Source organism: Pseudoalteromonas sp. AOP31-A2-14 (genome assembly GCF_052378035.1).
Lineage (GTDB): Bacteria > Pseudomonadota > Gammaproteobacteria > Enterobacterales > Alteromonadaceae > Pseudoalteromonas.
In genome coordinates, this window is record NZ_JBQSXI010000002.1 from 525,997 (window position 1) to 544,878 (window position 18,882).

The following is an 18,882-nucleotide window of genomic DNA, read 5'->3' on the forward strand; positions in this document are numbered from 1 at the left end:
TATTCGTTACTGAAAATTGGTAACGGGATTACCACGTGCGCTAAAGAAAAAACGGCTGGTTTCTGCTTTTTGAACATTGATCCCCGCAGCCATTCCCACGACATCTGCAACATTATCTAGTGCAAAGTCTTGAATTGCTTGCGCATCAATTACAGAGATAGACTGAGGAGTTTGTTGCACTGAAAGCATTAAGCCTGTAGCGCTGGTGTTGTATTCTAATCGTTGCCCTAACACCGAAATTTTTTCGATATTTGCTTCTTCTGCGTCTTGCTCACTTGCATACGTTACATTTGATATTGCTAATGTAATCGCAATAGATATGCTTGAAATGGTTGGATTAAACATGGACTCTCAAGTTAAATAAAAACAATTTGCACTTAGATTAACACTTCACTTCTTTAAGTGCAACTACAAATCGCCACAACCTATTGTTTTAATAGCTATATTTAAAAATAGCTTAAGTAGTCTCATAACAAATGCCCGAAGAAGGGGTTATTTAACATAACCCCCTATAAAAGTTGAGATTGCAACAATTATTTTGCGTATGCTATAACTGACTTATAATGCCCAGATACTATTTCGCTCCCCAAAATAAGCACGGTGTTTAGTTTTAACTGCGCCGAATAAAAAAATCATTGCAAATATAAATGCAACAATGTCTAAGCTAAAATTGCTAAAGTGACGGTAAGCCCAATCTTGTTCGTTCGGTATTACTAACAACAGTAAAGATGTGACAGGAATACATATACAAGCTGCAAATAATGCTTTTTGTAAGTCAATGGCACTTTTAGCTGCACCTCGCACAAAACTATAAATTAGCGAACCAAAAAAAACGATGTAATAACACGTCAGGTAACTCTCGTTAATTGATATATTAATAAGATATAGCCATTTACTGGATAAAATAGCCACCACAACACCAAAGATAGACCCTAAACAGACTCCAACAGTTAGGTTTGCCATGAATTTATTTGCTTTAGTTTGCTCTCCTTGTTTCTGTCTTCTTTTTTCTAGCCAGAGTAAATTACCACTATAAAATAAAAACGCTCCTAACAAACCCATTATAAAATAAATCCAGCGACCTAAATCGCCTCCAATGCCGCCAAAATGCAAGGAGAAAAAACTAGCAACATAAGGCACATAATACTGCTCGTCGTTCATTGCTAAGCTGCTGGCCCTTACTTCAAATGTATAGGGGTTCATGTATATATAATCACCTGAATTATTACGCATCATGGTATGTTCGTTCATTAGGGTTACACCCAATGAAGGACGTGAAGATGTTAAGCCTGAATATTCAATGGATTCAACCCGATAACCATCAGCCAGTTGCTCTATTTTATTAAGGTGTGACTGGACAGAAGGCAGTTGATCTAGCTTGTATTCTACTGCAGAGTTTGCACCACGATTAAACATAGGTTGGTCGCTATACACAAGGCTTAGCCCATCGTACAACACATCATGAAATGCAAATACAATGACACTCCATGCGATTATGAAATGAAAAGGTAAACTGATAACACCAACTAAGTTGTGGGTGTCTAACCACAGCCCATGATGCTTACGAGAAAATCACTTCAGGTGCGAGTCTTCTACACATGATTTCAACCCTAATTTTCGATGGCCCGCAAAATATTAATGAGATCAATCGTGGCTTAGTATCCTTGTTAAAAGCAGATGGATTCAACTCAATTAGTGAGGCCGTTGGCTCGCGTAATCCATTACCCAAAATCACACCTACTGCCGCTGACAGTACCACGCAAATATCACAAAATGATGAGCTAGTTGACTCTGAACAAAAAGAGCATGTAGCTTAAAGTTACTTTAAACACTGCATAATATAAATTGTGCAGTGACTAACTCTAGCTACTAGTACCGTTATAATCTATTTTAATAGTACTGGGATTCACACCAAATTTCTCTTTGAATTGTTTTGCAAAACTTCCTTTATGTTTAATTCCTACTTTATCAGCAACATCTCCAACCGTAATATCTGCAGAACCAAGAAGTTGATGTGCCTTATTCAATCTCTGCTCTTGTAAATAACTATATATTGTTTTTCCATAAACACGTTTAAATAAGCGCTTTAACTTATTATCATTAATGCCTACTATTCTTGATAACTCAATGATTGTCGGCGCATTGGCTAAACTCTTGTTCAATATATTGGCGCTTAAAAAAATAGCATTCAGATCTGCTTTTTTTATATCTGGCCACTGCTTTGTTAATTGATCGATACTCGAGAACAGTAACGTAATCAACTCCAGCATTTTCGCATTTATTAACAGATGCCTAGAGGCTTTTGGCAACTGGCATTGGTAGATTTGAGTTAAATTGGCAGACATTGATGGTGTAATTGATATAGGTATCAAACAATTACTAGCATTCTTAGGTTTACTGATAAGCTTACTTGGAAAAAGCTCATTTTCATACTGATTTGCAAGCTCCATCATAACAGTAAAGTTAAGTGAGTAATTAATCAGTTTAACTTTCCCCTTTGGATAGTAGCAATGGCAGGTAGTTTCATTCAAAAAAAATAAGCATGCTTGGTTTTGTATGAGCTTTACTTTTTTATAACCCGTAATTTCTATTTCTATTTCCCCTTCAAGTATAAATATAGCACCGCATAGTGGTCCCTTGCCATTACTAAAATGTGTTGCCTTTAGAAAATTAAAACTGCCAATTTGTAGTGTATTACCTTCACCAAAATCAAAACCATAGCTGACCCCTTCCCCTAAAGAAGCTGCTAGAGGGAATTGGTAGTCACTTTCATTAGTTAATTGCTGCTCAGCGATTTGTACTGGTTCAAAGCTACTGAGCAATTCATTTATGTCAATCTGTGTATATTGCATTTAAACCCTGCTTAAAATCCATATTTTGATAACAAAAGTCCCATTTTAGATCTAGCTGACATATGAAAACAATAAGTATTCGTATTTAATATGTGGGTATTTAAATTATAAGGATAGTTATGTATAAACTCCCCATGCAAGCGTTCGTAAAGTTTACATTTTGTACACTAGTTATTGGTAATTTTGCCCAAGGAAAAACCATTGAAAAGATCGAAGTTCGTGCAGAAAGAATAGTTAAAGGTTCATTGGATGTTTCTTCAAATGTACATGTATTCAACGCTGATGACATATCAAAACTAAATGTAGACTCTCTTGACGAGTTAATAAAGCTAGTGCCTAATTTTAATATGCAAGCATTAACAGGTGACTACAGTTATTTTCAAGTAAGAGGTTTACCTAGAAATTACGAACAACCAACGTTAAATGTTTACATTGATGGCGTGCCACATTCGAGCTTATATGGACTAAACATTCCTCTATATAACATTGATACTGTTGAATTTATAAAAGGCCCTCAAGGTAATTATTTTGGCAAAAACACCCGTGATGGCATCATACTCATAAACACTAAACAACTTATTGACGACACGCAATTAAATATATCACTTAGTCAAGCAGAGTTAGATCATAAACAGCTTAAATTTAATCTCGATACTTTAATATCTGATAAATATCTATCTGTCAGTTTTGGTGGGGTTGCTACACAACAAGAAGGCACTGTCTATAACTCATTATTAGATAACTATGTTGATCCAATCGACGAATATGAAGCTTATGCAAAACTAAATTTTATTAATGATGAACTATCTGCTTCGCTGATTTATTCACAACTAGAAAAGAATAATGGCTTAGCCCCGTACATTAGTAGTGAGCGCCCTTTAAAAGATGGTAGTGATCTGACTATTGAGCTAGATGAAGAAAACAGCTTCGAACAACAACAAAAACAATGGGCTTTAACAATTGGCTGGGAACAAGATAACTATTCTGTAAAAAGCATATCCAGTTACACGCAAACAGAATCAGCTGCGCAATTTGATGCTGATTTTTCATCGTTACCATACGGAAAATATTTAACAAACATAAATGAAAAAGATGCTTATCAAGAGATAACTGCAAGTATACTCTCTGAAAAACAAAATTGGATTTTTGGGTTAAGTTTTAATAATAATATTCAAAAAGGACAAAATAAATACCCTTTACTAATAACATCTGTGTTGGCGGATATTGAAAGAACGACATCACTAGCCTACTTTGATGTTAACTGGCAGTTATTCGATCATACTGTTCTACAATTTGGTACACGTTACTTTAAAGAGGATATTACTGCCATAACCGAATATGAAAACCCTGCGATAGCCACTCCCAGTGTCAAAACTCAAGGTTTACACAGTCAATCAGACTCTCGTTTTTTATCTAAAGCCGCGCTTAATTACCAACTCACTGATCATCAACATATCTATTTTAGTTATGGTGAAGGATATTTAAGCGCGGGTAGTAGCTGGCTTAATGAAAGCATCGATGTAACGACATTATCTCGTACCGGCACTGGAACTAACTACCAACCAGAGTTAAGTTCAAATTACGAGTTTGGTTATAAAGCAGACTTACATTCATTAAATTCACATTTTGAAATCACCTGGTTTAATACAACCGTAGATGGCTACCAACATTTTGAACTTTCACCTTATGGTATTAGTGAAGTCATAGAAGTCGATAAAGTTCAAAGCCAAGGATTTGATTTTATTTGGTTTAGTAATTTAACAGAGCAATTAACTTGGCAAATTACCGCGGGTAAGCATAATGCACACATACAAGATTGCGATGCTTGCGGTTCCAATAAAACTGGTATTCAAGTAAACGACTCTGTACCTTATACCCCAACTCAAAATATAAACAACACCCTTAATTTTACACAGGTGATATCTGATTCAATGCTATTTGATATTTCCTTTGTATGGTTACATGTAGGGGAAATGCCACTAGATTTTGCCGGGAATTATCACCAACCCAGTTATAATCAATATGATGCCAACCTGACATTTAGTTATGAGCAGAATTGGAAGCTTTCATTATGGGGTAAAAATATTACTGATAAACGTGCTCAACAATTCATGATCAGTATGCCTGGTGGACAGCTCGCCAGCTATATTAAACCTAAGCAGCTCGGTCTAACACTTAGCTTCCAATTTTAAATGGAGTTACTCATGGGTAATACTATTAACTTACAAGGTTTTACTTCGCCACAGTTTAACTCTTTAAAAAGTGCTTTTTTAGATATTTTCAATCAACTGAATGAGACTGGAGCAGCTGTTTGTGTTTATCATAGAGGAAACAAAGTTGCTCACCTATACGCAAATGCCAAACAAATGAACTCTCCTGACTGGAACAAAAATGATTACGTACCTATTATGTCATGTTCAAAAGCTTTTCTAGCAACGTGTATTCATATTCTTGCTGCGCGTAAACAACTAGATATTGATGCGCCTGTTTCCCAATATTGGCCTGAATTTGCTAAAAATAGTAAGGAAACTATCACCATTAAAATGGTATTAGCGCACACAGCAGGTTTACCGTGTCATTTTAATGGTAAAGATGGGGATATATTCAATTGGCAACAAAGCATAAAAAACATACAAAACGCGCAGTCTATTTTTAAGCCTGGGCAAGAAATTGCCTACCATGCCTTAACCTATGGCCATATATTAGGAGAGTTGGTTTATAGAGTAAGCGGTATATCACCATCACAGTTTTTTTATGAAAACATTGCAGAACCATTTGGTATAGAATCAGGTTTAGCTCAACGCCAAGGGATAATATACAGAACTATACGGGATTACCCTGACTTTACTCCTTCGAAATTAACTTTTTTTAGTAAGTGGTTGCCCAAACTGCCATTTTGGCAATGCCAATTTTTCCGCCCCTGTAATAAAGATTACCACCCCAACTCACATGCTTGGGCTACGTCTAGCATCCCAGCAGTAAATGGTTACTCTACGGCTCAAGGGATGGCGAAACTTTATGCCTTTTTGGCCAATGATGGACAATTAAAAAACCAAACCTTGCTACCTAAGTGCCAGGTTAATACGCTTAAAGAATGCATTTTTTCTGGTATTGAAAAAGCATCAAAAACTCATTGGAGGATGGCGGCTGGCTTTATGCTTAATTCACCTGAGTTTTGCTCATTTGGTCCAAATAAAAACAATTTTGGCCATATGGGGATGGGCGGATCTGTTGGTTTTTCAGATCCCGACAACAAACTTTCGTTTGCTTATGTTACTGAAAGTTTTCATCGACCAGATAAGCATGATAGAAGCATTTGTGGCAAACGTATGCAGCATCTCATAAAAGCATGTTATGAGTGCCTATAAGTTCAAACGCGTAGCATTATTAGGGCACGAAATTCCTAGGTAAACCAAAAATACATCGGTTGCTATACAAACTGTTAATCGTCACGAGCTTTCCAAAAGTAAGTGATACACGCCTTTTATTGACAAGAAAAAAGCGCCCGAACTGCTGGGCGCTTACATTGTTGAATTAAGTTAAATATTACTGATTAACAACACTCTTCAGTGGATTCACTGGCTGTGCGTTTTCGTCAAGTAAGTTCATATCAAAATCAAACTCATCTACACGAATAGCGCGTTCACGTTTGATGTTGTAATCAATTAGTTTTGCGTACTCTTTTTCGGTAATAATATTACCAACCAAAGCATTATCTAGCGTAGTAGCAAAACGTACACCTGGTTTGATAGCTTTACTACGCAAGGCTTTTTTAACCTTCGCAAGTAAATCTAAACACTCCATTTTTGCTTTATATGCTTGTTCGTTAATGTAATGGCCATCCCCCTCAATAGGTTTAACTAAATGGGTAATTTGCTTTTTAAATGCCGTATCAAGTTGCGCTTGTGTAGCTAATTCGCGAATTAAGTCATCGCTAATTTTTGGCATTTTAGTTGAGTAGTTCATAGTAATAAAACGCATAAACTTACGTGTGCCACTAGCTGGGAAATTATCTAAAAACTTATGTAATGCTTCTTCAGCGCTTTGAAGTGCAAAACGGGTTGCGTAATGGAAATACGGCGCGGCTTGCTCGCGTTCACTGCTTGCCACTTTTTGCTCATAATATTTAATTGATGCCATAGCAGCATATAAAAAGCTCATTACATCGCCTAAACGGGCTGATAGCATTTCTGCTTGCTTAAGTTTGCCGCCTAGTACCAGTAAAGAGAAGTCAGCGTATACTGCTAATTTTGCAGATAGTTTGTGTGCTGCTTTTTCATACTCGCGTACTTCTGGAAATGATGATTCTGCGCCTGCGGTAAATGGTAGAACGCCTAAGCGAAATGCGCGTAAGCTATTTGCTACGCTATAACCGACTGTTTTGCGTAAAATACGGTTAAATTCTTTATCCGCATTTTTATCTTCACTATGGATAGATTCAACCATCGATTGTAAATACGGGTGACAACGCATTACACCTTGGCCAAAGATCATCAAGTTACGTGTAAGAATGTTGGCACCTTCAACGGTGATGGCAATTGGCTGTGCAACATAGCCGCTTGCTAACGTATTTTGCGGGCCGTTCTGAATTGCTTTACCAGCTTGAATATCCATTGCTGAGTCAAGCACGTCGCGACCAATTTCAGTCATGTGATATTTTGCAATTGCAGTCACAACCGATGGCTTTAAGCCCATGCCTAAACCTTCGGTTGTAAGTACACGCATTGCTTCTTGTAGGTATGTTTTACCTGCAATATCAGCGAGTTTTTCTTGAATACCTTCAAACTGACCTATAGCCAAACCAAATTGTTCACGAACTGCTGCATATTCAGCAGCGCTTTTAAATGCCACTTGCGATGAACTAACACCTAATGCAGGTAATGAAATACCACGGCCAGCGCCTAAACAGCTAACCAGCATTTGCCAGCCACGACCGATGTTCTTTTGACCACCAATAATGAAGTCCATTGGTACAAATACTTTGTTGCCACGCGTAGTACCGTTGTAAAAACGAATACCCATTGGATCATGGCGATTACCAAGTTCAACACCTGGGTGCTCTTTTGGAATAAGTGCACACGTAATACCGAGGTTTTCTTTACCACCTAGCAAGCCATTTGGATCCACCACTTTAAATGCTAAACCAAGCACGGTGGCAATTGGCGCAAGGGTGATATAACGCTTGTCCCAAGTGATCTCAAGACCAAGTACTTCTTCGCCGTTGTACATGCCTTTAGTCACTGTGCCTAAATCTGGAATGCCACCTGCATCAGAGCCTGCTTCTGGGCTAGTGAGTGCAAAACATGGAATGTCACGGCCATTGGCTAGGCGTGGTAAATAATGTGCTTGCTGCTCTTTAGTACCAAAGTGCAGTAGTAACTCACCCGGACCTAATGAGTTAGGCACCATTACAGTTACCGCAACCGCAGAACTTTTAGTTGCGATTGTGCCAACAATAGTTGAATTTGCATATGGGCTAAATTCTAGACCACCAAACGATTTAGGGATAATCAATGAAAAAAAACGTTCTTTTTTCAGAAAATCTAAAATGTATTCAGGTAAGTGAATACCGTTTTGAATTTCAGTTTCGTCTATCATACCCAATAGCTCTTGTAATGGGCCGTCGATAAATGCTTGTTCATCTGCGCTTAATACAGCAGCAGGGACTGCGCGAAGTGCGTTGAAATCAGGCTTACCTTGGTAAATAGAGCCTTCTAACCACACATCACCCGCATCAAGGGCTTCTTGTTCAGTGATAGAAATACTTGGTAAAACTTTTTTTAATTTTGTACGTAAACTCATAATCAACTCATCCGACCAGACAATAATACCTACATTACGTCATAAAATGAACAATAGATCAATTGGTCCAACCAGTTTTTTTAACATTTTTTCAATTTACTTTTTGTTGGGATAGTTAAGCCATTGAATAAAAAAGATTACATATGTACGCTGAATTAGCGTATAAAGCATGAAATTTAATCTAAAGAGGTATTTTTTCGCCTAAAACTCAGCGAGTTTAGCATTACACAACGAAACGAGATCCGTAGGACGCAAGGATATTTCGAGACCACGCTTGCCCGCACTGACGTAAATTGTCGTAAATTCTGCCGCACTTTTATGAAGATAAGTCGTTAGACGCTTTTTTTGTCCAAGCGGGCTCACACCACCGAGAATATAACCGGTGCTATTTTCTACTTTTTGTGCTGCTGCCATTTGTACTTTCTTAGCGCCGCACGCTTTTGCTAATAACTTCATATTAACTTGCCTTGTCACCGGAATGACTGCCACTATTAACTGCTGCGCGTTCGTTTCAAGCACTAAGGTTTTAAACACTTGCTCTGCGGGCAAATCCAGTTTCTCAACAGCCTCTAAACCAAAACTTTTCGCATTGGCGTCATGCTCATAGCTGAGTAATTCAAAGCTCGCTTGATGTTTTTTTAAAAGCTGTGTTGCCGGTGTCATACTTAGCGCTCCCCAATTAATTATTAGCAGTTTTAAACTAGCATCGAGTAGGGTGAGGCTTATGCCTCATCCCTCTCACAGAACCGTACGTACGGACCTCGTATACGGCTCCTGTACCCTTCACATTTTATCAACTTATTTCCTAAACGCCGATAAAGCAAGCCATCCCGTATTCACTTTTTCTATTGGATATAAACCAAGCTCCTCAAACCATTGGTTTGGCATCGATACACAAGATAAAGGGCTTAGTGAGTTACGCCACGAGTTCATCTTAATGAACTTAAACGGTGGCTTTTTTCCTAACTGCTTTAGTCGTCGATGTAGCCTTGATGGCTTCTTCCACAACCTCAGCTGTATTGCCCTTAGTCTTCGTCTGATCCAACCTGCCAAGGCTTTTAGCTCTCGTTTACAATTGGCTATACTAAAATAATTTACAAAACCGCGCACAACTGGATTTAGCCGTTTTATTACTTCTGCTAAATTTATGCCGCCGTTACGTTTTGTTAATTGCTTCACTTTTTGTTTAAACCCGATGAGTTTTGATGCTTGTATCCGTGTCCACTGGCTACCTATCTCTACTCCCAAAAACTTCACTCCTTTGCTGCTATGAGCAATATGGGTTTTATTTTGGTTCACGGTTAATTTCAAGTCTCGCTCTAGTATCTGGGTGGATGCCTTAAGTGCTTCTTGCGCTGCTTTTTCTGTGCTGCACAAAATCAAGATATCATCTGCATACCTCACTATTCGGTGATTACGCTTTTTCATTTCTTGATCGAAAGCATCTAGGTAGATATTGGCCAATAACGGGCTAATTACGCCACCTTGTGGGCTTCCTATCGTACTAGCCTCCCAGTGTTCACCTATCATTACTCCGCTTTTTAAGAACTGATTAATCAGTTTTAAAATACTACCGTCCGTCACTTTGCGTCTAACACTCCTAATTATCAAAGCATGATCAAGCAGGTCAAAACACTTCGACAAATCCATGTCTACGACCCAGTCGCGATGGTATTTACGGATAAATACACTTGCTTTACTGATAGCGTCATGACAGCTTCGTTTCGGCCTATACCCATAACTCGATGGGTGAAAGTCGATGTCGAATATCGGTTGGAGTATGTTCAATAGTGTTTGTTGCACTATTCGGTCTCGAACTGCGGGGATACCTAGCATTCTGACACCGCCATCATCTTTGGGTATTTCCACCCGTTTGACAGGTTGTGCCCTATATTGCTTGGTTTGCAGCTCAAGTTGCAGTTGTTTTAAGTTTGCTTCTAAATTCAGGGCGAATGCGCCTACGGTCTGCCTATCTATTCCGGCCGCTCCTTTAGCTGCTTTCACTTTTTTGAATCCCTTGTACAGGTTATTAATGTCTAATAATTGTCCGTACAAGCTGTAGTAAACTGTCATTTTCTGCCTTTGCTTGCGGTATGTCTGCTCGTGTCACTCTACTTATCGCTGATTCTTCATGATGACATTAGGTGTGCTAGCCTTTTTTGGCAATCTGCCTAAGTGGTCAGTCATTACTCCATTGCTCGCCCTTCAATTCTCAGCGTCTACATTCCTGTTTGGCCGTCATATTTTGGCTATTTCCGTCGAAATACTTGTGAGCCGATAAACAAAAGTTCCCGTCTTTCATACGCTTAAAGAATACTTCCCCCCTTCGCAATCAATTAAAGCTTTTGGCTAAAGTTGACCCCATCAAACATAATGTTGATGGTCGGCTTGGTTTTCCCCTCCACACCATTACTGGCTTTCATCGGCCTAGCCTTACTCACTACTACGGGTTCATCTGCCACCTCACACCGACACTAAATCTTGGCTTTCACCTTGAATTTAGGCCACTTACTCTCATTAAGTTTAGATGCCAGGCTTCCCCAGTTACTGCACTGGCTCCCTGTTAGAAATCCCACCCTCAAGCACAGTATTGGTCTGACTAAGTATAGGGCGTTGCGCTATTTTGCACGCTGACCCACCAATACTGCCGAAACAGGTTACGGTTAGTTGTGTACCTCTAACTTCTTATGGCTTCCTTCAGACCCCACCGTTGGCCAGTGACGCCCTTGCCATTCAGATTATCTTCCCCTTAGTCAGGGTGATAAGGCATCTTTCAGCCTATCGGGTTTGCCAGCTTCGCTGGGCAAACAAAAAAAAGAGTACCAGAGTACTCTTTTTAACAATTAAAGGTATTCGCTAAATAATATTAACAACAGGGATCAAACGACTCTTTGCAGCCATTTTTTTGCCATAAATGCGCATTGTGCTAATTGCTAAGGCAACCACCACAGCACAACCAAGTAGCCAAAATGCTGAGAACATAGGTGATTGCTTAAAGTTACCAACTTGATAAACCACTGAAGCGGTAATATAAGCAAGGCCTGTTGACCACGTAGCCACGAATAGCATCCATTTCATCCCTGCTTCACGGTACATTGCACCCATTACCGCCACGCACGGTGTGTATAATAGAACAAAGACTAAATAACTAAAGGCAGCCAACTGACTACTAAATAGGTTTTCCATGGTAGTAAAGGTAGAAATATTGACTTCTTGATCAGCCGCAGCACTAGTTTGGTCACTCACATTAGTAACATTTAAACCTAGGGGATCAAGTAAATTAGTAAACACATCGGTTAGATTAGCAGGCACACTAGCAAATGCTTCACCGACTTTGTTGAGTACATTAACCTTCTCATTATTCGCAGAGGTTGCACCATCTAGATTTGAATATAAGCTGTCTAATGTACCCACCACTGCTTCTTTAGCAAATACACCCGTAAAGATACCCACGGTTGCAGGCCAGTTGTCTTGCTCTACCCCAATTGGCGAAAAAGCGGGCGTTGCAATTTTAGAAATTTCGCTGAGCATTGATTTATCTGTATTATCATTGCCAAAGGTAAAATCGGTACCAATTGAGCTTAATATTTTTAAAATTACAAACACCATAATAATTGTTTTACCCGCGCGTAAACAAAAGCTTTTTAATCGCTCCCAGGCTTTATAGAGTACACCTTTTGCAGTTGGCATATGATAAGCAGGTAACTCTAAAATAAACGGTGTTAAAGTAGGTGTAAACAAAGTATTTTTCAGCACTAAGCCTGTTAATACCGCCATTACGATACCCAAGATATACAAGGCGAATACTAAGTTTTGGCCATTGGTTGTAAAAAATGCCGCCACAAACAACGCATACACGCTCAAACGTGCGCCACATGACATAAATGGTGACATAGCAATAGTCAGTAAACGGTCTTTATGAGTTTCTAAGGTGCGCGTTGCCATTACTGACGGTACATTACAACCAAAACCAACAATTAAAGGCACAAACGCTTTACCCGGTAAGCCAATGGCGCGCATTAACCTATCCATAATAAATGCTGCTCGCGCCATGTAGCCTGAGTCTTCAATAAAAGCTAAACAGAAGTATAAAAATCCAATAACAGGAATAAAGGTAGCTACAAGTTGAATACCACCGCCTAAACCGTCGGCAAGTAAGGCGCGTAGCCAATCAGGAGAGCCTAATGATGTTAATAACTGGCCAAAGCCGTCAACTAAAATGGCGCCTACACCGATATCAAAAAAATCTATAAACGCACCACCAACATTGACCGCAATGGTGAACATTAAATACATAATACCAAGGAAAATTGGAATGCCTAAAAAGCGGTTGATCACTATAGCATCAATTTTATCGCTAATGGTTTCACTGGCGATCCCTTTGCTGTTTTGAGTCAACTCGGCAAGTTGGTTGGCAAATTCATAACGGCCATTTGCAAACAATACATCGAGTTCATGTTGATCCGCAAATTGTGAAAACTCTGTTTTTGCCACTAATAACGTATGTTGATCAGCATAACCAAAACAGCTTTCGTCTTGCTCTAGTAACCTCAGTGCAAGCCACTGACTATCAACGTTATTTAAAGGTTCGCTATGCTCTGCTAAGCTGGCAGTGATGTTATCTACCGCTTGGGTTATTTTTTTATCATAGTTAGGTTGCTGTGATGATATTTTCTTAAATTTTAGGCCTTGCGCAATACAATCTTTTAAGGCGCTAATGTCTTTTTTATTATTCGCACTGAGTGCAACTACAGGGCATCCAAGGCGTTTTTCAAGTGCTTTAGGATCGGTTGTTAAACCATTTCGCTTTGCCACATCTACCATGTTTAATACGACTACCAGTGGTACTTTCATCTCCAGTAACTGCGCTGTGAGATATAAGTTACGCTCTAGATTTGATGCGTCAATAATATTAATGATCAGTTGTGATTCACCACTAAGTGCATAATCACGGGCAATTTTTTCATCTAAAGGTGTTTGTGCATTAACATCCAAAGAATAAGTGCCTGGTAAATCCACTAAATCAACACTTTGATCGCCCACTTTAAATTGACCAATTTTTTTGTCGATAGTCACACCTGACCAATTACCTACTTTTTGTTTGCTACCAGTTAAAGCATTGAAGAGTGTTGTTTTACCACAGTTGGGGTTGCCGATTACGGCAATGTTTGGATTCATACTGCGAGTTCCAAATTAATTGATTTTGCTTCAGCTTTGCGAAGACTCAGGACAGTGCCACGAACTTTAACAATCATAGGATCGCCAAAAGGAGAAAAGCGTAATACATGTACCGGGGCACCCGGCGTTAAACCCATAGCAAGTAACTTTTGACGTAACAAACTCGCATCGGGATCAATACTTACCACAGAGCCATGTTGGCCAATTACTAATTTGTCGAGCGTTAACATGCCATCTCATTTATTAAATACATCAATGGCACTGATTTTACGCCGATTATTCAATCATGCAAGTGAGACTAATTATCATATCGATAAGTATGTAAAAGAAAATAACCAAGCCACAGTATTCGCTTTGATATTAACAATTACGCAGAGCCAAATTGATAAATGTTTAACAATTAGCGAAATATTTGAGCTAATGCACCACTGCCATTTAATAAGATTAGTATCAGGTTTTAAATAACCTGAGCAGAAGTAATCTGTATATTCAGAAACTTTGAGCATATTTGTGTCATACAAAGCTGACAATACTCATTGTTCTTTGATCACTAAAACAGCACTAAATATAAAAAATGGTGCCAATTGGCACCATTTTTTGAACATAACTAAAACGTTACTTAGTTAGGTCATCAAAGAACTTTTTTACACCATCAAAAAAGCCTTTTTCTTTTGGACGGTTTTTAGAGCCATCCTTACCCATGCTAACTTCAAGCTCTTCAAGTAGCTCACGCTGGCGCTCATTTAAGTTAACCGGTGTTTCAATCACCACTTTACAAATCAAATCACCAACGGCACCACTGCGTACAGACTTAACGCCTTTACCACGCATACGGAACATTTTACCGGTTTGACTTTCAGTTGGGATCTTTAACTTAGCACGGCCATCAAGGGTTGGTACTTCAATTTCTCCCCCTAACGCTGCGGTAGTAAAGCCAATCGGTACTTCACAATATAAGTTATTACCATCTCGCTCAAAGATACGATGCTCGCGCACAGAGACTTGCACGTACAAATCTCCAGCCGGTGCGCCATGCATACCGGCTTCACCTTCACCCGATAAACGAATACGGTCACCAGTATCAACTCCAGCTGGAATTTTAACCGATAGAATTTTAGTTTTCTCAACACGCCCTTGACCATGGCAATTATTACATGGATCAGAGATAATTTGACCGGTCCCCTGACAGGTTGGACAAGTTTGTTGTACAGCAAAAAAACCTTGGCGCATTTGCACTTGGCCAGCACCGTGACACGTAGTACATGTTTTAGGTTTAGAGCCTGCTTTAGCACCGCTACCATCACATGGTTCACAACCAACCCAAGTAGGTACTTTAATTTCAGTCTCTTTACCACGAACAGCATCTTCTAAGCTTAAGTCCATGTTGTAGCGTAAATCAGCACCACGTTGTTGTCGAGACTGACGTCGACCACCACCGCCGCCAAATATATCACCGAACACGTCACCAAAGATGTCACCAAAGTCACCTTGGCCACCGCCGCCAAAACCACCATGGCCGCCACCGCCATTTTGATCAAATGCTGCATGGCCGTATTGGTCATACATTTGGCGTTTTTGCGGATCGGTAAGTACTTCGTATGCGTCTTTTACTTCCTTGAATTTTGTTTCAAGATCTTTATCACCCGCGGTACGGTCTGGATGATATTTCATCGCTAAGCGTTTATACGCTTTTTTGATGTCTCGTTCACTCGCATCTTTGCTTACGCCGAGAACTTCATAATAATCGCTTTTTGACATATCTATCACACTACTCTTTTCTTGCTACAGCATGATTGATTTTACTCATTCATATCGCTGTTTGATAAACCGATAAATGATATCGACTTATACCAATTTACCATCTATATACATGCAAAAGGCGCGTCAAGCTATTAGCTTACGCGCCTCAATCATTCATCCTAACTTAAATCCGTGGCTCGCACCATAATTTAAGCTAGGCAGAAGCGGTAACAACAATTACTTGTCGTCTTTTACTTCTTCGAACTCTGCATCTACAACATCATCATCTTGCTTAGCTGATTCTTGTTGCTCTGCACCCGCGTCGCCTTCGCTTTGTTGGGCTTTCGCTTGCGCAATTTCCATTAGCTTTTGAGATTTCTCAGCAAGCGCTTGTGTTTTCGCTTCGATTTCTTCTTTATCGCCGTCTTTAATTGCTGCTTCTAGGTCAACAACAGCCGCTTCAATCGCTTCTTTGTCTTCACTTGGTAACGCATCGCCCGCTTCTTCGATTTGCTTACGCGTGCCGTGAACCATTGCATCACCTTGGTTACGAGCAGCTACTAGCTCTTCAAATTTCTTATCGTCTTCAGCATGTGCTTCTGCGTCACGAACCATTTTTTCAACTTCATCATCGCTTAGACCTGAAGATGCTTGAATCGTGATTTTTTGCTCTTTACCTGTATCTTTATCTTTAGCAGATACATGTAAGATACCATCCGCATCAACATCAAATGTTACTTCGATTTGTGGAGTACCACGTTGTGCAGGACGAATGCCTTCTAGGTTAAATTGACCTAGAGACTTGTTATCGCTTGAACGTTTACGCTCACCTTGTAACACATGAATTGTTACTGCAGATTGGTTATCTTCTGCTGTTGAGAAAGTTTGCGATTTCTTAGTAGGAATCGTCGTATTCTTCTCAATTAGTGCTGTCATTACCGAGCCCATAGTCTCGATACCTAGTGATAACGGAGAAACGTCTAGTAATAATACATCATTTACGTCACCAGCTAATACACCACCTTGAATTGCCGCGCCTACTGCAACAGCTTCATCAGGGTTAACGTCTTTACGTGGGTCTTTACCAAAGAAATCAGCAACCGTTTTCTGTACTAGTGGCATACGTGTTTGACCACCCACTAGAATAATGTCGTTGATATCATTTACTGATAAATCAGCATCAGCAAGTGCACGCTTAAGTGGTTCAATTGACTTAGTTACTAAGTCTTCAACTAGCGACTCTAGCTTGGCACGTGTTAGTTTCACGTTCATGTGCTTAGGACCACTAGCATCAGCCGTTACATATGGAAGATTAACTTCTGTAGATTGCGCTGATGATAATTCAATTTTAGCTTTTTCAGCAGCTTCTTTAACACGCTGCATCGCCAAAGGATCAGTTTTTAAATCAATTCCTTGGTCTTTTTTGAATTCAGCTACTAGGTAGTTGATAACGCGGTTATCGAAATCTTCACCACCTAAGTGTGTATCACCGTTAGTCGCAAGTACTTCAAATGTATGCTCGCCTTCTACTTCATCAATTTCAATGATTGATAAATCGAAAGTACCGCCACCTAAGTCGTATACTGCAACAACGTTTTCACCTTTGTTTTTGTCCATACCGTAAGCAAGTGCAGCGGCAGTAGGCTCATTGATGATACGTTTAACTTCAAGACCTGCAATACGGCCAGCATCTTTAGTTGCTTGACGTTGTGAATCATTAAAGTAAGCAGGAACAGTGATTACTGCTGCTGTTACTTCTTCGCCTAAGAAATCTTCGGCAGTCTTTTTCATTTTTTTCAAAATTTCAGCTGAAACTTGAGGAGCTGCGCGTTTTTCACCGCCGGCTTCTACCCAAGCATCACCATTGTCAGCTTTGATAATTTGAAATGGCATGATGCCGATATCGCGTTGTACTTCTTCGTCCTCAAAACGACGACCAATTAAACGCTTAATTGCATATACTGTATTAGTTGGGTTTGTCACTGCTTGTCGTTTAGCCGGCTGACCAACTAAGGTTTCACCGTCTTGCGTATACGCAATGATCGATGGTGTTGTGCGATCGCCTTCCGCGTTTTCAATTACGCGTGCTTTATCACCGTCTAGTACTGCTACACAAGAGTTAGTAGTACCTAAGTCAATTCCAATAATTCTACCCATGAATATTCTCCAACTTCAAATTCATTATTACGTTCGATGACTAGTTAATAGGGATGCCAGATACTGAATTCAACTGTAAAAATAAAAAAAAAGGCATTTTTTGTAATTTATTTTGCAAATAGCCTTACAAAGTATGTGGATTGCCAGTTTTTAGCCTGTTTTTGTCTCCGCCGACAACTGGTCTGACAAGATTTTGTGTGCTATAAAAACACAAATACTTTAAAAGGAAGTGTTATGCACTTTGAACAATTACTAGAACGAGCAGCACAAATAGGCAAATTATCACCAGAATCGTCATCAACGTCTATGCAATTTCCAGCTAATTGGTGCCAGGGCAGAACAGCTTTTGGGGGGTTATCAGCTGCATTATTGTATCAAGCGGTTCGTCAACAGGTAGATCAAAGCCGTCGTTTACTTTCTATAAGCACTAACTTTGTCGGGCCTTTATTAGCAGATACTGACTTTACTATTAATGTTGAAGTGTTACGAGAAGGTGAAAATAGCACTCAAGTATTAGTCAAAGCGATCCAAAATGATCAAGTCTGTGTGATTGTTCAAGCCTGCTTTGGTAAGCAAAGAGAATCGAATATTTCAGTTCCAGTGACTAAGAAAATGACCCTAAAACCTGTAGATGAAAGTCATACACTACCTTATAAAGAAGGCATTATGCCTGCGTTTTTTCAGCACGTATCACTGTGCCCAGAGCAAGGCTCGATGCCATTTACTGGAGCTGAGACCTCTCACCTTGGTGGTTGGATGAAGTTTAATCATCAACCAGCGGCAATCACTGAAGCACATATCATTGCATTAACAGATGCTTGGCCTCCTACTTTATTACAAATGTTTAAACAACCTGCGCCTGCCAGTAGCATGTCGTGGTACTTAGAGTTTGTACAGTTACCTACGCTTGAGTCAAAGCAATGGCTAGGTTTTGAAGCAATTACCCATCACAGCCAAGGTGGATATGGTTTAGAAGATGGCGCTATTTGGTCACAATCAGGACAACTTATTGCACTTACCCGCCAGACTGTGGCTGTGTTTAGTTAACGTGATTGTTTTACGGAACTTTTTATTAAAGGTTTGTTTATTACAGGTTTAAGCTTCAATTCACTCTCGCCAAATGCCATAGCTTTGGTGTATTCACCATTATTGA

The 18,882-nt window shown here is 39.6% G+C and carries 15 protein-coding genes; 5 read left to right on the forward strand and 10 right to left on the reverse strand.

Annotation, left to right across the window (positions count from 1 at the left end):
- Positions 1–6 precede the first annotated feature (6 nt).
- Both ACT3S9_RS18240 and ACT3S9_RS18245 read right to left on the reverse strand, forming a co-directional pair.
- Positions 7–345: a TonB-dependent receptor plug domain-containing protein gene (locus tag ACT3S9_RS18240; protein WP_441830533.1), complete on the reverse strand. Its 339-nt coding sequence runs from the start codon at positions 343–345 to the stop codon at positions 7–9.
- 213 nt (positions 346–558) lie between these two features.
- Positions 559–1,551, reverse strand: a complete 993-nt coding sequence (locus ACT3S9_RS18245; protein WP_192541254.1) for a PepSY-associated TM helix domain-containing protein — start codon at positions 1,549–1,551, stop codon at positions 559–561.
- 20 nt (positions 1,552–1,571) lie between these two features.
- Between ACT3S9_RS18245 and ACT3S9_RS18250 the strand changes: the two genes are divergently transcribed.
- A complete protein-coding gene (locus ACT3S9_RS18250; protein ID WP_318782647.1) occupies positions 1,572–1,817 on the forward strand; it encodes a hypothetical protein in 246 nt (81 codons plus the stop codon).
- 45 nt (positions 1,818–1,862) lie between these two features.
- On the opposite strand, the gene ACT3S9_RS18255 is transcribed toward ACT3S9_RS18250, so the two are convergent.
- Complete coding sequence (locus tag ACT3S9_RS18255; RefSeq protein WP_192541250.1) at positions 1,863–2,852, reverse strand: helix-turn-helix domain-containing protein; 990 nt, start codon at positions 2,850–2,852, stop codon at positions 1,863–1,865.
- 119 nt (positions 2,853–2,971) lie between these two features.
- Between ACT3S9_RS18255 and ACT3S9_RS18260 the strand changes: the two genes are divergently transcribed.
- On the forward strand, positions 2,972–5,044 hold the full coding sequence (locus ACT3S9_RS18260) for a TonB-dependent receptor (RefSeq protein ID WP_192541249.1): 2,073 nt from the start codon (positions 2,972–2,974) through the stop codon (positions 5,042–5,044).
- 12 nt (positions 5,045–5,056) lie between these two features.
- The gene (locus tag ACT3S9_RS18265; RefSeq protein WP_192541248.1) at positions 5,057–6,220 is read left to right on the forward strand and encodes a serine hydrolase domain-containing protein; all 1,164 of its coding nucleotides are present in this window, start codon (positions 5,057–5,059) and stop codon (positions 6,218–6,220) included.
- A gap of 178 nt (positions 6,221–6,398) precedes the next feature.
- On the opposite strand, the gene ACT3S9_RS18270 is transcribed toward ACT3S9_RS18265, so the two are convergent.
- The 5 genes from ACT3S9_RS18270 to ACT3S9_RS18290 all read right to left on the reverse strand — a co-directional run bounded on the left by ACT3S9_RS18270 (position 6,399) and on the right by ACT3S9_RS18290 (position 14,062).
- Positions 6,399–8,654, reverse strand: a complete 2,256-nt coding sequence (locus ACT3S9_RS18270; RefSeq protein WP_192541247.1) for an acyl-CoA dehydrogenase — start codon at positions 8,652–8,654, stop codon at positions 6,399–6,401.
- 201 nt (positions 8,655–8,855) lie between these two features.
- Positions 8,856–9,317 (reverse strand): Cys-tRNA(Pro) deacylase, encoded by a 462-nt coding sequence (gene ybaK, locus ACT3S9_RS18275; RefSeq protein WP_192541246.1) that lies wholly within the window; start codon positions 9,315–9,317, stop codon positions 8,856–8,858.
- A 135-nt stretch (positions 9,318–9,452) separates the two neighbouring features.
- Entirely contained in the window at positions 9,453–10,727 is a 1,275-nt protein-coding gene (gene ltrA, locus ACT3S9_RS18280) for a group II intron reverse transcriptase/maturase (protein WP_086960535.1), read from the reverse strand.
- Between the two features lie 783 nt (positions 10,728–11,510).
- On the reverse strand, positions 11,511–13,832 hold the full coding sequence (gene feoB / locus ACT3S9_RS18285) for a Fe(2+) transporter permease subunit FeoB (RefSeq protein WP_192541245.1): 2,322 nt from the start codon (positions 13,830–13,832) through the stop codon (positions 11,511–11,513).
- A complete protein-coding gene (locus ACT3S9_RS18290) occupies positions 13,829–14,062 on the reverse strand; it encodes a FeoA family protein (protein WP_192541244.1) in 234 nt (77 codons plus the stop codon). Before ACT3S9_RS18290 ends, feoB begins: the two co-directional genes overlap by 4 nt.
- On the opposite strand from ACT3S9_RS18290, the gene ACT3S9_RS18295 reads away from it, so the two are divergent.
- On the forward strand, positions 14,061–14,297 hold the full coding sequence (locus ACT3S9_RS18295) for a hypothetical protein (protein ID WP_444511401.1): 237 nt from the start codon (positions 14,061–14,063) through the stop codon (positions 14,295–14,297). The two genes, ACT3S9_RS18290 and ACT3S9_RS18295, sit on opposite strands and share 2 nt — an antisense overlap.
- 150 nt (positions 14,298–14,447) lie before the next feature.
- Here the strand turns inward: ACT3S9_RS18295 and dnaJ are convergent, their stop codons facing one another.
- Both dnaJ and dnaK read right to left on the reverse strand, forming a co-directional pair.
- Entirely contained in the window at positions 14,448–15,590 is a 1,143-nt protein-coding gene (gene dnaJ, locus ACT3S9_RS18300) for a molecular chaperone DnaJ (RefSeq protein WP_441836340.1), read from the reverse strand.
- Positions 15,591–15,809: 219 nt separating this feature from the next.
- Entirely contained in the window at positions 15,810–17,729 is a 1,920-nt protein-coding gene (gene dnaK, locus ACT3S9_RS18305) for a molecular chaperone DnaK (RefSeq protein ID WP_441836341.1), read from the reverse strand.
- 234 nt (positions 17,730–17,963) lie between these two features.
- Between dnaK and ACT3S9_RS18310 the strand changes: the two genes are divergently transcribed.
- Positions 17,964–18,776, forward strand: coding sequence for an acyl-CoA thioesterase (locus tag ACT3S9_RS18310; RefSeq protein WP_441836342.1), 813 nt, complete (start codon positions 17,964–17,966; stop codon positions 18,774–18,776).
- Positions 18,777–18,882 lie beyond the last annotated feature (106 nt).

Excerpts from the sequence above, each read along its gene's own strand:
- ACT3S9_RS18240 (WP_441830533.1), bottom strand. The coding sequence starts at position 345 with ATGTTTAATCCAACCATTTCAAGCATATCTATTGCGATTACATTAGCA.
- ACT3S9_RS18255 (WP_192541250.1), bottom strand. The coding sequence starts at position 2,852 with ATGCAATATACACAGATTGACATAAATGAATTGCTCAGTAGCTTTGAA.
- ACT3S9_RS18260 (WP_192541249.1), top strand. The coding sequence starts at position 2,972 with ATGTATAAACTCCCCATGCAAGCGTTCGTAAAGTTTACATTTTGTACA.
- ACT3S9_RS18265 (WP_192541248.1), top strand. The coding sequence starts at position 5,057 with ATGGGTAATACTATTAACTTACAAGGTTTTACTTCGCCACAGTTTAAC.
- ACT3S9_RS18270 (WP_192541247.1), bottom strand. The coding sequence starts at position 8,654 with ATGAGTTTACGTACAAAATTAAAAAAAGTTTTACCAAGTATTTCTATC.
- ybaK (WP_192541246.1), bottom strand. The coding sequence starts at position 9,317 with ATGACACCGGCAACACAGCTTTTAAAAAAACATCAAGCGAGCTTTGAA.
- ltrA (WP_086960535.1), bottom strand. The coding sequence starts at position 10,727 with ATGACAGTTTACTACAGCTTGTACGGACAATTATTAGACATTAATAAC.
- feoB (WP_192541245.1), bottom strand. The coding sequence starts at position 13,832 with ATGAATCCAAACATTGCCGTAATCGGCAACCCCAACTGTGGTAAAACA.
- ACT3S9_RS18295 (WP_444511401.1), top strand. The coding sequence starts at position 14,061 with ATGCCATCTCATTTATTAAATACATCAATGGCACTGATTTTACGCCGA.
- ACT3S9_RS18290 (WP_192541244.1), bottom strand. The coding sequence starts at position 14,062 with ATGTTAACGCTCGACAAATTAGTAATTGGCCAACATGGCTCTGTGGTA.
- dnaJ (WP_441836340.1), bottom strand. The coding sequence starts at position 15,590 with ATGTCAAAAAGCGATTATTATGAAGTTCTCGGCGTAAGCAAAGATGCG.
- dnaK (WP_441836341.1), bottom strand. The coding sequence starts at position 17,729 with ATGGGTAGAATTATTGGAATTGACTTAGGTACTACTAACTCTTGTGTA.
- ACT3S9_RS18310 (WP_441836342.1), top strand. The coding sequence starts at position 17,964 with ATGCACTTTGAACAATTACTAGAACGAGCAGCACAAATAGGCAAATTA.